The organism is Flavobacterium sp. P3_A6, from assembly GCF_056403035.1.
The window spans coordinates 70017-87309 of the sequence record NZ_JBFUGG010000005.1 but is presented as its reverse complement, the minus strand read 5'-3'; the positions used below and the strand labels follow the sequence as shown (position 1 = coordinate 87309).

14 protein-coding genes are annotated in these 17293 nt (G+C 34.2%); 8 read left to right on the top strand and 6 right to left on the bottom strand.

Annotated features, from left to right (window positions below; genetic code table 11):
• The first annotated feature begins 9 nt into the window (after positions 1-9).
• The 8 genes from AC1DVP_RS06920 to AC1DVP_RS06885 all read left to right on the top strand — a co-directional run bounded on the left by AC1DVP_RS06920 (position 10) and on the right by AC1DVP_RS06885 (position 10964).
• Positions 10-1026, top strand: coding sequence for a family 43 glycosylhydrolase (locus AC1DVP_RS06920; RefSeq protein ID WP_477182769.1), 1017 nt, complete (start codon positions 10-12; stop codon positions 1024-1026).
• Positions 1027-1028: 2 nt separating this feature from the next.
• The gene (gene rhaM, locus AC1DVP_RS06915; protein WP_477182768.1) at positions 1029-1352 is read left to right on the top strand and encodes an L-rhamnose mutarotase; all 324 of its coding nucleotides are present in this window, start codon (positions 1029-1031) and stop codon (positions 1350-1352) included.
• 355 nt (positions 1353-1707) lie between these two features.
• Entirely contained in the window at positions 1708-2997 is a 1290-nt protein-coding gene (locus tag AC1DVP_RS06910) for a DUF4861 domain-containing protein (protein WP_477182767.1), read from the top strand.
• A 36-nt stretch (positions 2998-3033) separates the two neighbouring features.
• Complete coding sequence (locus tag AC1DVP_RS06905) at positions 3034-4365, top strand: glycoside hydrolase family 88/105 protein (protein WP_477182766.1); 1332 nt, start codon at positions 3034-3036, stop codon at positions 4363-4365.
• A gap of 11 nt (positions 4366-4376) precedes the next feature.
• Entirely contained in the window at positions 4377-5717 is a 1341-nt protein-coding gene (locus AC1DVP_RS06900; protein ID WP_477182765.1) for a TolB-like translocation protein, read from the top strand.
• A 25-nt stretch (positions 5718-5742) separates the two neighbouring features.
• Entirely contained in the window at positions 5743-7071 is a 1329-nt protein-coding gene (locus AC1DVP_RS06895; protein WP_477182764.1) for a rhamnogalacturonidase, read from the top strand.
• A gap of 81 nt (positions 7072-7152) precedes the next feature.
• A complete protein-coding gene (locus AC1DVP_RS06890; protein WP_477182763.1) occupies positions 7153-8529 on the top strand; it encodes a sulfatase-like hydrolase/transferase in 1377 nt (458 codons plus the stop codon).
• A 14-nt stretch (positions 8530-8543) separates the two neighbouring features.
• Complete coding sequence (locus AC1DVP_RS06885) at positions 8544-10964, top strand: glycosyl hydrolase 115 family protein (RefSeq protein ID WP_477182762.1); 2421 nt, start codon at positions 8544-8546, stop codon at positions 10962-10964.
• 432 nt (positions 10965-11396) lie between these two features.
• Here the strand turns inward: AC1DVP_RS06885 and AC1DVP_RS06880 are convergent, their stop codons facing one another.
• The 6 genes from AC1DVP_RS06880 to AC1DVP_RS06855 all read right to left on the bottom strand — a co-directional run bounded on the left by AC1DVP_RS06880 (position 11397) and on the right by AC1DVP_RS06855 (position 17292).
• Positions 11397-11993 (bottom strand): hypothetical protein, encoded by a 597-nt coding sequence (locus tag AC1DVP_RS06880; protein ID WP_477182761.1) that lies wholly within the window; start codon positions 11991-11993, stop codon positions 11397-11399.
• A 447-nt stretch (positions 11994-12440) separates the two neighbouring features.
• A complete protein-coding gene (locus AC1DVP_RS06875) occupies positions 12441-12869 on the bottom strand; it encodes a hypothetical protein (RefSeq protein ID WP_477182760.1) in 429 nt (142 codons plus the stop codon).
• 527 nt (positions 12870-13396) lie between these two features.
• Positions 13397-13813: a hypothetical protein gene (locus AC1DVP_RS06870; RefSeq protein WP_477182759.1), complete on the bottom strand. Its 417-nt coding sequence runs from the start codon at positions 13811-13813 to the stop codon at positions 13397-13399.
• 10 nt (positions 13814-13823) lie between these two features.
• Positions 13824-14879, bottom strand: coding sequence for a glycoside hydrolase family 19 protein (locus tag AC1DVP_RS06865; RefSeq protein WP_477182758.1), 1056 nt, complete (start codon positions 14877-14879; stop codon positions 13824-13826).
• Positions 14880-15114: 235 nt separating this feature from the next.
• A complete protein-coding gene (locus AC1DVP_RS06860) occupies positions 15115-15633 on the bottom strand; it encodes a hypothetical protein (protein WP_477182757.1) in 519 nt (172 codons plus the stop codon).
• Positions 15634-15657: 24 nt separating this feature from the next.
• On the bottom strand, positions 15658-17292 hold the full coding sequence (locus tag AC1DVP_RS06855; protein ID WP_477182756.1) for a lysozyme: 1635 nt from the start codon (positions 17290-17292) through the stop codon (positions 15658-15660).
• Between the last annotated feature and the right edge of the window lies 1 nt (position 17293).

The window sequence follows — 17293 nt, the reverse complement described above, 5'->3', positions numbered from 1 at the left end:
TATACATTTATGAACGCTATAATTAAAAATATTTTTTTCGGAATTTTGCTGTTTTTTTGTCATTTTGTTAATGGGCAGAACACTGAAAATAAGACTCAGAATACAGCCGGTAAACCGTTATTTCGGGATCCTGTTTTAGACGGAGCGGCAGATCCGGTAGTTATTTGGAACAAAAAACAAAAAAAATGGTTTATGTTTTACACCAACCGCAGGGCAAATGATGCTACAGCAAAAGGAGTTAGCTGGGTTCATGGCACTCGAATTGGAATTGCAGAATCAAAAAACGGCCTAAATTGGACCTATAAGGACACTTGTAATATTGGTTACAAATTACCGCAGATTACTCACTGGGCTCCCGATGTTATTGAGTATAAAGGGTTATATCATATGTATTTGACAATTGTTCCCGGTATTTTTGACGGCTGGTATTTTCCGCGTTACATTATTCATCTGACGAGTAAAAATTTAATGGATTGGAAATTTGAGTCAAAACTAAAATTAGCATCAGAACGATGTATTGATGCTTCAGTTTTTCGGTTGCCCAATGGAACTTGGCGCATGTATTACAATAATGAAAATGAGGGAAAATCCATTTATTATGCTGATAGTCCCGATTTGTATAATTGGACAGATGCTGGAAAAAAAATAATAAAAGAAAGAGGAGAAGGTCCAAAAGTCTTTCAGTGGAAAGGCAAAAACTGGATGATTTGCGATACTTGGCGAGGACTAAGTGTATATTCGTCAGAAGATTTTATCAATTGGAAACGGCAGTCAAAAAATATACTCGAAATTCCAGGTACAGGAATCGATGATCAGGTTATTGGCGGGCATGCTGATGTAGTCGTAAATGGAGGCAAAGCCTATATTTTTTATTTTACGCATCCTGGAAGAATTCCCGAAAATAAAGGGAAAGATAATTATGAGACCAGAAGAAGTTCAATCCAAATAGCCGAATTAGAATTAGAAAATGACGAAATTGTCTGCCACAGGGATAATCCTGTTTATATAAATTTAAAACAGCCATAAAAATGAAAAACACGTATAGAAATGCTTTCAAAATGAAATTAAAAAAAGGTTTTGAAACGGAATACAAAAAGAGACACGACGAAATTTGGCCGGAATTAGCATCGCTGCTATCCGAATCGGGAATTCAGGATTACAGTATTTTTTTAGATGAAGAAACACTTATTCTTTTTGCAGTTCAAAAATTAAGTCCTGATTTTGATGAAACATTCTTGCCGAATCATCCTATTGTAAAAAAATGGTGGGCGTATATGGGAGATATTATGGAGACTAATCCGGATAATTCGCCGCTTTCGGCTTCGTTAAAAGAAGTTTTTCATTTGGATTAATTTATTGATCACACGAAAAAATGGCAGTAGCAGTATACAACAGGACACTCTTACCCGCTTTAATAGATATATTTGAATCTATGTTAGTTTAATAACTCTTCACGGTTGTTTTGGTTTAGTTAGTGGTTTTAAATTTTTTAAAAAGAAAGTTAATTCTATAAGTGGAGTTTTTACGAGCCTTCTTTTTAAGCGCTATAATCTTTATGGTTTAGCGTTTTTTTTTTTTGTAAATTAATTTTAAAATAAAMATAGCAGTATTTCATGATTATTTTAACTGGTGAAAAAGACATCCAAATTTGAAAATGCGAAGATTCTGAATAGCAGTTCCATCATATTTTTTAATAAAAACAATAAAATGAAAAAAAGTATTCAATTTGGTTTAACAGTAACAGCTGCAGTATTATTAGCGAACAGCTGTATGGCTCAAAAAAAAGGAACTGCAGTAAAAATTGTTCTCAAAAATACTTCGGATATTGCTTTGTCGCAAAAGGCAGTTGAAATTAAAAGAAGCACTCTTCCTTTTGTAAAAAATACAGCTAATTATCCAATCATATTGCTGCAAAAGGATACTATTCCTGCACAGCTTAATGATCTTGACGGGGACGGAAAATGGGATGAAATCTTTTTGACGGCTGATTTTACTGCCAAAGAAAAAAAAGAGTTAGTATTAAAATGGTCTGTAACTGATCCAAAATTTGTCATAAGAACAAGCGTTCGTTTTGGGAAAAGAGCCGGAAAAAATGAACCAGTAAAACCCGCTGCAGAAGAAGTATTGCCAGCTAATGAAGTGCATACAGCGCTTGGATATCAGCGTTATCAGACGGATGGTCCCTCTTGGGAAAATGACAAAGTAGGATTCAGGCATTATTTAGACGGAAGAAATGCCAAAGATGTTTTTGGTAAAAAAATCCCAGCCATTACACCAGAAGATGTTGGTATCAACAGCAAAGGTGCAGTAGAAGATAATTACCATCAAATGTACGATTGGGGAAGAGATATTTTTCCAGTTGGAAACTCAGCCGGTTTGGGAGGTTATGCTTTACTGGTAAATAATGAAATAAAAAGATTAGGGGTTACTGCAAAAGAACCTTTAAATAACATTGAAACAACAACATTTAAAATTGTAAGTGAAGGACCAGTGAATTCGGTTTTGAGTTATAATTATCGCAATTGGGATATTAACGGGAAAAAGTATCAGGTACAGGAGACAACTTCAATCTGGCCGGGAATGTACGGATATAAAAATACAGTAAAGGTAAACGGACTTCAGGGAAATGAAGTGTTTTTAGCTGCTCTTTCCAATATTAATAACACGAATCCTTTAAAGGAAATTGAGTCGGGGGATTTTGTCTGTTTGATACAGCACGGACATTTAACTTACGAAAAGCAATGGATATTAGGAACAGCAATTATAGTTCCAAAAAAGTTATACAAAGGCTATATCGAAGCTCTCAAAACAGGACAGCTAACCGATTCTTATCTGGCTAAGCTGACAGTTAAAAATAATGAGCCGATCAGTTATTATGCAGTGGCAGGCTGGGAGTTAAGCGCCGATCCAAACTTTAAAGACGCGGCTTATTTTGCTAAATATGTTACTGCTTTGGCCGAACAGCTTTCAGCCAAAATCGATTTTGAAATAAAATAATGGACTAATCAAAAAAATAATTTAATCTAAAGAATTATGAAAAAACCAAACCAGATTCTCGTTTTATTTTTTTTGGGAGCATTTACAATTGCGCAATCTCAAACAAATGACGCTACTGCTCCTTTGCATTTGCTGCAGCCAGTATACCCAACTCCTTATATTATTCCTCAAAAAGAAAACGTAAAAACAGTTTTAGATAAAGTCTATAATTTTTTAGAAGCAAATACCGCTTCAAAAGTTGTAAATAAAAAGGATAATTCAGAAGTAACCGATTTTAAAAAAATAGATGGCAATGTTGCTTTTGAAAAAGGCGCGTTTAGACTTACCAGTTATGAATGGGGAGTTACTTATGCAGGAATGCTCTTGACATCACAGGTGACTTCTGATAAAAATTACGAAAATTATGTAAACAAAAGACTCCAGCTCATTGCGGATCTATATGCCAATACAAATGAAAAAAACCTTGAGGGTTCTCCAATACATTCGGTAATCAAGCCACATGCTTTGGATGATGCAGGAGCGTTATGTGCAGCTTTTATCAAAGCGAAAAAAATGGGTTTAGCATCAAATATTGACCCACTAATAAATAACCTAATTACATTTATAAGTCAAAAACAGCAGCGTTTGAGTGACGGTACTTTGGCACGAAACAGACCACAGATGAACACACTATGGCTGGATGATATGTTTATGAGCGTTCCGGCGCTTGCGCAAATGGGCGGTTATACAGGGGATGTAAAATATTTTGATGATGCCGTAAAACAAGTGACTCAATTTTCGCAACGTATGTTTAATGCCGAAAAAGGTCTTTACATGCATGGATGGGTAGAATCAATGCAGGTGCATCCTCAGTTTCACTGGGCTAGAGCTAATGGCTGGGCAGTTATGACTATGGTCGAATTGCTGGAAACATTACCAAAAAATCATCCAGGGTATCCAAAAGTATTGGCGCAATTGCAGGCTCATATCGCTGGACTGCAAAAATACCAAGACGGAACTGGTTTCTGGCATCAGTTAATTGACAGGAATGATACCTATTTAGAAACTTCTGCGACAGCAATATATGCTTATTCAATAGCAAGAGCTATTAATAGAGGATATGTCGATAAAATGACGTATGCTCCCACAGTTTTGTTAGCTTGGAATGCGGTAGCGTCAAAAGTCAATGACAAAGGCCAGGTTGAAGGAACCTGCGTAGGTACAGGAATGGGTTTTGACCCGGCATTCTATTATTACCGTCCGATAAATGTATTTGCTGCACATGGCTACGGTCCGGTTTTATTGGCTGGTGCAGAAGTGATTGCGCTGTTGAATAATAGTCAGTTTGAGATAAATGACAGTTCTATACAATTAAAAAATAAAGGATAATATTTATCAGGATGAAATTAAAAACAGCATTTTTATCATTTAATATTCTCTGTGCTTTTACTGTTTTTGGTCAAATAGGACAGCGCTTCCCTTCTGAAAAAAAGATTGTAAAAGATCCGGTAACAGGCTACGAAATCACTTTTTTGACAACAAAATCAAAAGGAGATTCTAAAATTTATCCTACCCATCCGCAATGGACTTCTGATGGTAATTGGGTGTTATTCCGTTCTCATCGTGTTGAGGGCGAGATTATGGCGGTTAATGAAAAATCAGGAGAAATAGTTCAGGTTACTCAAGGCGGTTATTCAGGGACGTTCTGTATTGCTCAAAAATCAATGAAAGTCTATTTTATGCGCGATGTGGGTGAAAAGGCTATGCAGATTATTGAAGTGGATCTTGATAAAGTTTTTAAAGACAGTAAATCTGGAAAAATGCAGGCTGTCACTGCTTACGAAAGAGTCTGCGGAAAAAGCCCGTCCGACATGGAAGCTTCCGGAGACATGGCATTGGATGCAGATGAAGAGAAAGTCTATTTTAGAGTCGGTAAAAATGAAGCTTTTAAATATTTGGATAAAAATGTAACGCTCGAAAAGAATTTTGGTCCCCGAAATATGGGAGCTGGACCAGGCGGAATCGGAAGTATGAATTTGAAAACGGGAGCGTTCAAACATGTGGTTTCTGTTCCTTTTCAAATTGGTCATATCCAATCGAATACATGGAATGCTGACGAAATTATTTTTTGCTGGGAAACAGGAGGTAAATCACCGCAGCGCACTTGGACAGTAATGGCAGATGGTTCGGGTTTACGCCCATTGTATCCAGAAGCTCCTTATGAGTGGGTTACGCATGAAGCAGTAATAGGAAAAGATGAAGTTGCCATGGCAATAATGGGACACCGAAAAGTTGACGTTCAAAAAGATGTTCCTGTTGAAGAAAACGGCAGTAAAGATGTTAGAAATCCCGAAAATCCTGGACAGGAAAGTAATTGGGGTGCATCTGGAACTCGTGAAAAACCTACAGGTTTAGCAATAGTTAATCTAAGAACAAGAGAAATGATTATTGCCGGACAGACAAACAGCGGCAGCGGTTTTTGGCACGTTCATGGTTCAGCTGACGGGAGATGGGCGACTGGTGATGATTTTTCCAGAAGTTTATATTTAATTGATCGAAAAACAAAAGAAATACTAATGCTCACAACAGGGCATAAAGAAACAGCTAAAGATCATATACATCCAACTTTTAACAGAGAAGGAACGAAAATACAGTTTCAGTCAGCAATGCTGTCGGAGGATAATAAAAACTTGAATATCTGTATTATAAATGTGCCTGAAACATGGCTGAAAAGAAAATAAAAAAGTTGAAAATTAAATTAATATAATGAAGAAAAGTATCGCATTGATTGTCATGGTTATCGGATTTTATCAAATTTCGGTAGCTCAAAAAAACGCTAAAAATGTTTTCCCTGACGGAACAAAGATTCCAGCTTGGTTTAATGATTCGTCTAAAATCAAATTAGAAAAATTAGGAAAGCAATATGTTATTACAGATTATGAGGTGAAAAATGACAGCACTGTAATTCAGACTGCCGCTATTCAGAAAGTAATTGATAAAGCTTCAGAAAATGGAGGAGGAGTAATTATAATTCCAAAAGGAGTTTTCTTGAGCGGTGCTTTATTTTTTAAGCCAAAAACGCATTTGCACGTTGTAGAAGGAGGAGTTTTAAAAGGTTCGGATGATATTTCTAATTATCCAATCATGCCTTCACGTATGGAGGGGCAGAACCTGGATTATTTTCCAGCATTAGTCAATGCTTATGGCTTGGATGGATTTACCATTTCTGGAAAAGGAACAATAAATGGTAATGGTTATAAATATTATGAAGCTTTTTGGGCAAGACGTAAAGAAAATCCAAAATGCACTAATTTAGAAGTTTCAAGACCGCGATTGGTTTTTGTCTGGAATTCTAAAAATGTGCAGTTTCAGGATGTGAAGCTGATTAATTCGGGTTTCTGGACCAATCATTTTTATAAATGTACAAATGTAAAATTGATTGATCTTTATATTTTTTCACCGCATGAAAAAGTGAAAGCGCCAAGTACCGATGCTATTGACATTGATGTGTGTTCTAATTTTCTGGTAAAAAGATGCTATATGTCGGTTAATGATGATGCCATTGCTTTAAAAGGAGGAAAAGGGCCATGGGCAGATACTGAAGAAGGAAATGGAGAAAACACAAATATTATTATAGAAGACTGTACTTATGGATTCTCGCATTCGGCATTAACAAATGGAAGTGAATCTATACATAACAAAAATGTAATCATGCGTAATTGTTCAGTTACAGATGTATCACGTTTACTGTGGCTGAAAATGAGACCGGATACTCCTCAAAAATACGAATACATTTTGGTTGAAAACATTAAAGGAACTGCTGTAAAAGGATTAGTGGTTTATCAATGGAATCAGTTTTTTGATATGAAAGGGCGTAAAGATACTCCTGCTTCTTATGGAGAGCATGTAACTTTGCGTAACATCAGTTTAAAATGCGACAAGTTTTACGAAGTACAAAAGGATCCGAACATATTTTTATCCAATTTTACTTTTGAGAATCTAAATATTGAATCCAAAAACAGCGAGATTGACAAAACGGCGATTAAAGGCGTAACTTTTAAGAATGTAAAAGTTAATGGTAAATTAGTGGATTAGTTATTTTAAAATTTATAAAAGACTGTTGCACAAATGTGAAACAGTCTTTTTTTACTTTATTGATTCTTTAAATTTTTTTCAATGATGAATTCTAAAAAAATATTTTTTTATTCTGCTTTTGCATTTTTAAGCAGTATAGGAACTTATGCTCAAAAAAGAATAATGAAAGAAAGTAAACCTAATATCATTGTTATTATTGCAGATGATATGGGCTGGAATGATGTAGGCTATAATGGATCGGAAATAAAAACGCCTAATATTGATAATCTGGCAAAAAACGGTGTGCAGCTTAACCGTTTTTATGTCAGCCCTACTTGTTCTCCTACACGGGCAGCATTGCTTACGGGCAGACCAGCCAGCCGTATGGGGATTTTGGCCCCAATAAGTGATAAAAGCGAATTGAAGTTACCGGATTCTATTCCTACTCTCCCTCAATTACTAAAGAAAAACGGATATGAAACTGCGCTTATTGGCAAATGGCATTTAGGCCTGCAGTTAAGCAGTAATCCAAAAGCGTACGGTTTTGATTATTCCTATGGCTTTTTGCATGGACAGATTGATCAATATACACACCGATACAAAAACGGTGATCAAAGCTGGTACAGAAATGGCAAATTCATTGATGAAAAAGGTCATACAACCGATTTGGTAACTCAAGAATCTATTAAATGGCTCTCGGAAATTCGTAATAAAAAGGAGAATTTCTATTTGCAGGTGGCATACAGTGCGCCTCATTTTCCTTTGCAGGAAGAAGAAAAATGGAAGATTCCTTATAACAAAATTGCCAAAGACAGTTCCCGCAGGGATTATGATGCTGCAATGGCGCATTTGGATCACAGTATTGGCATTTTATTAGAGAATTTAAAAAAACAAAATTTAGATGAGAGTACGCTTATCATATTTATGAGTGATAATGGAGCGATGGAAAACTGGGATTCCAGAAAAGAATATGGTGGAATACATCGATCAAACACAACTTTGGGAGATAATTCACCATTGCGTGATTGGAAAACTTCAAATTACGAAGGAGCAGTACGAGTGCCTTGTGTGTTGTATTGGAAAGGCCATTTAAAAAATTATAAAAACTCAGACTATGTTTCGGTGATTGATTTTTTGCCTACCATTTTAGGATTAGCTGGGGCTGAAAAATTACCGCAAACGGTAGAAGGCCAAAATATATGGAATGAAATTGCAGAGAACAAGGAAATTAAAAATCGTTCTCTTTATATTCGAGGACATTTACAAGCTTGTTTGATTCAAAAACCTTGGAAACTAATTCAAAATAAACCCTCCAAAAAAGGGGTTGCAGATTATGAACTGTTTAATATAGAAAAGGATCCTGAAGAAAAAAATAATGTTTTGACCCAAAATGAAACAATCTTCGAGAAAATGAAACAGGAATTGGATATTCAAATAAAGAAAGATCCAAAAATAGCAGAGACAAGCAAATCAGAATAAAAATAACAGGTACAATGTTCAAAAAACAACTCTTTTTTTTAATTGCAATAACTGCTTTTTTAACTAATACCATTTTTGGTCAAAATAATAAAGCAATTGATTTTCCTATTGTAAAAGCCAATGAAAGCACAACAGTATTTATTGACTCCAAAACAGATAAATTGGTGCTTTGGGCAGTCAATGAGCTGGTTTCTGATGTGGAAGAAATTACAGGAAAGAGATTACAGGTCGTTACTGCAAACAAAATTTCTCAAAATGGAATTTATATTGGTCAGGCTTCAAGTTCTTTATTTCAGTCTAAAACCATTCAAAAAGAATTAGCGAATCAATGGGAGAAATTTTATATCAAAAAAGAAGAGCAAAACCTAATAGTTGCAGGAAGTGACGTGAGGGGAACTGTTTTTGCCATTTTTGAAATTGCCGAACAATTAGGTGTTTCACCATGGAAATGGTGGGCTGATGTAAATCCGATTGCCAAAAAAGAACTGGTGCTTCAATTGCCGTCAAAAGGAATAATCGAAAAGCCATCAGTACAATACAGAGGAATATTTTTGAATGATGAAGATTGGGGACTGCAGCCTTGGGCGGCGAAAACTTTTGAGCCCGAAACTGGTGATATCGGTCCAAAAACGTATGAGAAAATATTTCAGCTGCTGTTGAGGTTAAAAGCCAATACAATCTGGCCAGCCATGCATCCCTGTACAAAAGGTTTTTTTACCATTAACGGAAATAAAGAAATGGCCGAGAAATATCACATGGTAATTGGTTCTTCTCATGCAGAACCTATGCTTCGAAATAATGTCGATGAATGGAAAAAAAGCTTTGGAGATTATAATTATTTTACAAACAGTAACCAAGTAAATAAATATTGGCAGGACCGTTTAGACGAAATAAAATCGGCTAATAATGAAGTGGTCATGACATTGGGGATGAGAGGGGTTCATGACAGCAAAATGGAGGGTGCCAAAAATGTAGAAGAATCCATTTCTATGGTTGGAAAAATAATCGGGACTCAGCGCGAAATGCTGTCGAATACCTTTAAAAAACCGCTAAATGAAATTCCGCAGGTTTTCGTTCCGTATAAAGAAGTGCTGGAATTGTATGATAACGGACTCAAAGTCCCAGATGATGTTACGCTGGTCTGGCCAGATGATAATTACGGTTATATCCGCCGTTTAAGTAATGAAAAAGAGCAAAAAAGAGCTGGAGGCGGTGGTGTGTATTACCATCTTAGTTATTGGGGACGTCCTCATGATTATCTTTGGCTGAGTACTGCACAGCCTGGGTTAATTTGGAGCGAAATGTCAAAAGCTTACCAGAACGGTGCCAAAAAAATGTGGATTGTAAACGTGGGTGATATCAAGCCAGGCGAATATAATATGGAGTTTTTCATGGATTTAGCATGGAATATCAATAGTATTCCGTTTGACGGTATCAATAAAAATTTAGAACGATGGGCTTCAAGAGAATTTGCGCCAGCGATTGCCAGCGAATTGAGTTCTGTAATGACCGAATATTATCGTTTAGCTTTTATCAGAAAACCGGAATATATGGGCTGGAGCCAAACCGAACCTACGACTCAGATTAAACCTTCTAATTTTACAAAACAAGAAATGGAGGAGAGAATCAAAGCTTATGAGAATTTGGTAAAAAAAGTGGATGACTTATCTTCTTCAATACCGAATGAGCGCAAAAATGCCTGGTTTCAATTGGTTGTTTATCCTGTAAAAGCGGCGGCAAATATGAATTTTAAATTTCTTTATTGGAATTTGGAAGCAACGGCGAATGATGAGGTTCAAAAAGAAAAATACCATAAACAGGCATCTGAAGCTTATGAAAAAATAAAAGAGCTTACGGATTTTTATAACACGAAAATGACCAGCGGGAAATGGAATAATATGATGTCAATGCATCCGAGAAATCTGCCTGTTTTTGATTCGGTAGTCAAAAATTCAAAGACGAATGAAGAAAGTAAAATAAATACTGCTGTTGTAATTCAGGCTAACCAGTTTGTCTCTGTGCAAAACAGTGAAAATTATAATTGGAAAACAATAAACGGATTGGGTTACAGCAATAATGCGATGACTCTTTTTCCTTTAAATCAGCATTATTTTAAGAAATCAAAGCCTTCTGTTTCGTACGAATTTGAAGTTTCAGATGCTGGAAATTATGAGGCAGAAGTACATTTTCTGCCAACCCATTCAAATAATTTTGATCAGGAAGTTTTCATTAGAATAAATGAAAATGAATCGAAATCATTTTTAATTAATACCAAAGACCGCGATAATACCTGGAAAGAAAATGTATTGCGGAACAGTGCAGTTGTAAAAGTTCCTTTTTCGGTTACTGCTGCTAATAAACAAAAAATGACCATTTCGGTAAATCAAACTGGAATTGTTTTAGATTATATTTCGATAAAAAGAAAATTAGAATAAATTGAATTTTGAAGGGCAATTATTTTTTAATGAGAATTTTAGGTAGAGAAAAATTAGATGTAAAACAAAGCCAAAATATGGTTTAAGAATAACAATATAAATTATGCAGGAGAACAGAACATTAAAAATTATATATTCAAGTATACTTTTTTTTGTAGCATTTATTATTTGGGACGAAATTTATCAGGCTCAATTCTTGGCTTACGATAAAAATTGGGGAAACTTAATTGCTCCATTTCTTATTTCATTTTGCTCCATTTTCGTTTTGATTATTATATGGTCAAATTGGCAAAAAATAATTCTTGCATGTAAATGGCAAACATTACTTTTTTTGCTGTTAGCCTCGCCAACTACTGTTGTTTGTGTTGTGCTTAATTATAAGAGTATTTTCGGAGTTGTTGAGAGTTTAAAAACCTTGACTCAAGCCAATTTTTATTCTTTAATCAATACTATAGTGGCTTTATAACCAGTGCCTACATTCCATTGATTTGCCGAAATAACAGTTCCTTTATCATCATAAACTTCAAATTGGGCGGTATTTGGCGATGCAAAACCTTCGTTCAAAGCTTCAAAATCAATTTTGTTTATACCATCAGCTAAATTTATTTTAAAGCCTTGAAATTCGCCGCTCAAACTAACTTCGGGCTGAATTATTTTATCATTCAAATATACTTTTATCTTATCGCCGTCTACAAAAGCAGCATCCCGAAATCGGATAGTAGAAGTAAAGGTTTTCGTTTTAAAACTTCCTAAATATTGATTTTGTCTATAAAAAATACCTTCAGAATTGTTTGGTTTTTTATACAGATAAGGATTTTTAAAAAGTTCTTCAGGATTGATTTGATAAGGGTCTGGCTTTTTTACAACAGCCAACTCTTCTTTTTTTGGCGTAATTTCTCTCGGAGGAATAACTATTTTTTCTTGCGTATTTTTAGCTGGAATGGGCTTAAATTTAGGATCACGCCCATCCTGAGCATATCCCTGCAGGGAAATACCAATCACACTAATTAAAAACAATATCCTTTTCATAAGCTATAAACAGTACTAATTAAAAACAGTTGTATCTTATTATATAACATTTAATTGTAGTGTTTATTGCTTTATTTCCATAAAAAAGTGCGGTAACAGATAACCGTTACCGCACATATTTTAAATGAAATTTTATATTATCCCGCTCCACAAAGTCTTCCCAAAAATATAAATCTTGTTACGAAGCAGTTGCTGTGCGAATGTTTCCTGACTTTGTACCCATTCCTAATTGTCAATTAGCTAAATTTCAATTTTTAAAACTAACTTAAGTAATTGTTTTAAAAAGTACATTTTTCTATAAAACAGGATTCCGCAAAGTCAGGAGACATTTGCGGAATATAGTGTTTAAAAAACAGAATTCTTAAAAGTGGATTGTTCTATATTTTTGCAAATCCTAAAGTTTTTTTTGAATGATTATCATCAAGTAACCATTGGCACATTAATATTTTAATTAGAAATAACAATATTTTTATCATTTACAAATAAAGTAACATCAAAATTACTCATACTTGTTAAAGATAAAATACCGCTATTGTTTTCGTTTATACCGTTAATTTCAGCACAGTATTCAGCCCCATCTTCGTCTATAAGTTTAAGAAATTCAAATTTTGTATCAGAATTTTGACCGCAACTATGAGATATTGAAAAGTCTGATACACTTTCTAAGACTCCGTCTGAGTAAATATATACTTTTCCATCATTTTTAAATTCCCAGTACGAATTTTTATATGAATAATCATACCAGATTCCAAGTATTTTGGTTCTGCTATCAGGTGGCATATTAATAGTTTTGATTATAGAATTTTTTTGCTCTATTGTAGCATTTGAGTTACAGTTTATAAATATTGTTAGAGCTATTATAAAATACTTTTTCATAATTATTKTTTTTAATTGCATTTAGCATTAGGTTTTACTTTTTCGTCAAATATTTTTTTTCTTTCTTCTTTCTTTTTTTTAGTTTCGTAGCGATTTATCTTATTAGTAATTTTTAGAACTGGAGTATTTGAATCGATTGGAGGAAGTTTATCTATAATTTCAGTTTTAAAAAACCATAAACCACTTATTATAGCAATTTCAAGATTACTTGATATGAGATTGGGATTATGTAATACATCAACCGATGAATCAAAATTAGCTTTATAATAATTGCTAAAATTAGTATAATCAGTTCTTCCTGTTATTTGTATAGCTCCCCTTCTTCTAAATATGTAGCCATCTCCAGGCTCTGTATTTCCATTTCTACTTCTATTTATCCGGCATTAATTTCTTCAAACATATTGATTTTTAAAACTGTAAAATAAAAAAAAACAGAAGGAACTTAAACACTTCTGTTTTTTAATAACCGTATTGCAAACACTACAATTTCTATTCTAATTTAAATAGATACTTGTCGCAGAGAGAGATTATTTTTTTTTATACACACTGATTACTGCTGTCTTATTTGCTTCTAATGTTAGATTCATAGAAGAATCTTCGGCTATAAACATATTAAGTTGATAATCATCGGAACTTCCATAATCAGGATCTGCGATTTTTATATTTGCTAATTTTATAGTTCTCCCATTACTATAATTTTCTGAAAAAGAAATTTCATAGTTAAGTGTTCCCGTTAACATACTACCCTTATATTCCTCCAAGACATTATTTTCTTTAAATAAATAATAATATTCTGAACTTACATAATCTTCCAATGTGGTATCATATAACATTTGTTGCCATTTTCCTAAAATTTTATTTGGAAATTCGTTTACATTTATATCTTGTGCAGAAGAGTATTGAAAGGTAAATACCATCATAATTAATAAAACTATATTTTTCATTTTTATATTTTTAATTACATTTCATTTTTGTTTTTGAATCGTTTAATAAATCCACTCGATCTTGTAAAGCATTATCTCCACCATTTACTATATTCGATATTTTTATGGTTAACTTATCTATAATTGCAGGATCGGTATTTAAAATTTTCGTATTAAAATTATCAATACCTCCCATTACTTTCGTTTGAAAAAACCACATTCCTGCATGGATAGCTATTTCAAGATTGTCTACTAAATCATTTGGAGTTTGGGTAAAATCTTTAGGTGCGTCACCTGAAATATTATTATAAAACTCTGTAAATTTGGTATAATTATCACGACCAGTTAAGTGTAAAGCACCACGCCCCCTGAATTTATATCCATCCCCATTTTGAGTATTTCCAAGCAGATTATATCTACTTCTATTAGGATTTCTGTCATCATACACAATATTAAATAATTTTTCACCATCAACATATTTTTGTCCAACAATATAAATGGAACTCAAATTAGCTTTATCGGGATCTTTGTTATCATTTTTTAAGCTATTGAAATATTTGCTAAATTTCGCCATTACAACTTGAGGTTGAAAATTTGTACTTTCTCTGAAAGAATTAAAATTTTTTGTTTCAACTCCTGCCTGAGCTAAAAAATGCTGCAATTTTTCTTTAGTATTTATACCATAAAATTTAGAAAACTTGTTTATGGTATCAGCCAATAACTTTGCTTTAGCATCCGTTAAAGGGAAAAGTTTCTGCAAATCCCCAGCACTTGTATTACAGCCACCATTCCCACAAATATTTTCAATGCTAGGAACATTATCATCACAATCCTGACCATATGATCTTCCTTTAATCCATCCTCCACCTTCTGGTTCGGTGTCGGATCGTTCGGTTTTTCCATGATATCCATCACCGTCCACATCAGTATACCAACTTTGTCTACAATCGATGTTATTATAGAGATTATTATCATTACAATCTGGGCCATTTGTTGTTAAAGACCATCGCGCGCCTGGATTAGTGGTGGCCTGTCGTGTATCTCCATGATATTTATCACCATCAAAGTCATAATAATATGTTTTCATCGTAAGAGGGACATTGTTTGTAGTCGCTATAGGGAATCGTTTGGTTCTATCGTTACTGTCATTTGTCTGCCCCATAAATCGAATAAGTCGGCAATAGGTGCAGTTCCTAATTTTGCAGGTATTTCTTATCAAAATATACCAAAAACCACAAAATAACAGCTGTTACTTTGTGGTTTTGTTTTGCGCTCTGCGTGTGTGATGAAGTCGGTAGACTTTATAGAGTGGGTATGTTATTTTAATTTATCTTTTCTAAAAGATAAAAATTATCACCATCACGCCTAATTAGTTTTTCACCATAAATTTCAAACATATAGTCTGCATGCTCATAAATTGCACCTGAATTTAAAGTACTTCTGACACCTATCATGTAAGTGTAATCTCCATAATTGCCTAATATCGAATAATAATAACTTAAATAAGTTCTCATTACCCTATTTGTTTCAACATAGCCTTCTTTATTTACTAAACGGTATTTATCTATACTGTAAATTGGATTGGCTACTGTCAAATCAAGCCCGCTAAATTGTTGTTCTAAAAACACAACTTTTTTTGCAAAATTGCTGTCATTCTGATTTAAAGTTATCCATTGTTGATTTTCAGGATGATCATAAGGAATGTATGCTACATATTTGTACTCTCCTAAATAAGACTGAACATTGCATTCATTACATTTTACTAATGTACCGTATTGTTGCTCTTGTGCAGTTAAAAATAAACATTTTAACAAACACATAAAAAATATTGCTTTTTTCATATTATATATTTAATTATTTTAAAATTACCATTGTTTGTATATACCGTTAACAAAAATATCCCACTCGCAATTCCTTCTATTAATTAGCCCTTGAACTATAACACCATTATCCTTATTAAAAGCTTTCCAAGCATTTTCAACTGAATTATAATTAGTTGGTGCATTACAATCTTGTAAAAATTTCCTCAAAGAAGAACTTTTAAATTGTGTACTACCAATGTTAAAAACCAAAATAGCTAGGGCATCAAACTGATTTTGTGATAAATCATAGCTTAAGGTTCTTACGGCCTTTATTTCTCGATCTATGTCATTCGTAAATAATGTATTTGCTGATGATAATGAAATTCCATTTTTATATGTCTCAAATTCCGCTGCATTAGCAATTAAATGACCATAGCCTATAGTAGCACCATCAACATATTTAGTGGTTGGATTTCCTGTCTTATCATTATAAGGAATAAGACTTAGTGTTTCAATACCTTTTAATAAATTAATAGCATTTTGACTTAATGTAGCTTGACTTGGTTTTATATTTGTTTGATTATTAGTGTTGTTTTCTATGCAGTCACGACTATTCCCACAAATATTTTGAATGTTATACACATTATCATTACAATCCGTACCTAAAGAAGTTCCCTTAATCCATCCTGTACCTGGGCTGGTGTCGGATTGTTGGGTGCCTCCATCATATCCATCAACATCCATATCAAGATACCAATTAGGCCTGCAATCGATATTTTTGTAGTAACTATTATCATTACAATCTGAGCCTTTTGTTGTTGCTTTCCATCCCGAGCCTGGGTTACTTGTAGCCTGTCGGGTATCGCTATGATAGCCATCACCATCTTTGTCAAGATACCATGTTTTCATTGTAAGAGGGACATTGTTTGTAGTCGTTATAGGTGAATTGTTCGGTTCTATCGTTACAGTCATTGGTTTGCCAAATAAATCGAATAAGTCGCCAATAGTTGAAGTCCCCGATTCTGGAAAACCTGTAACGTCGTTATTGAAATGATATGTATATGTGGGAGAACTACTGTCTGTTCTGTCTGGAATTCTATAATACATACCCGTGGTTAATCCGTATGCGGTAGCATATGGCGTGAAATAATAAAAAACATGTCCAAACGCATTTTCAAATCGAATTAATGTACCAATAACTTTTGCGTCGCCAAATGATTGGGTCAACACTTGATTTTCTTTGACACTAGGGTTATAACTGGCGTAATCATATGCTTTGCGCCTATCAAATTCTGTCTTAGTTATTGGCGCTTCGCCCACTTTAATAGGGGTGGTAGTGCCCCCGCCTCCTGTACCTCCTGTGCCTCCACTGCCTCCACTGCCTCCACTGCCATCATCACCATCATCACCATCATCCGGATCAGGTTCAACAGGACTATATTCAGCATCCTGATCACAAACTTCAACGCAATCATCCCAGGGCTTTTCACCATTTTCAAGATGACATGACTCTGTAATGAACCAATCTCCTTCTTGCCATGAAGTAGTTGTTACATGACTATTACACACTACCACATCTTCTTCACCATTGCTCGGTTCTTGTCCATATGATTGATAACAAACCAAATTTAGGGTATTATTTTTGAAAACTGGGGTTAAGCCCGTCAAAAATAGTAATAAAAATAATATTTTTTTCATC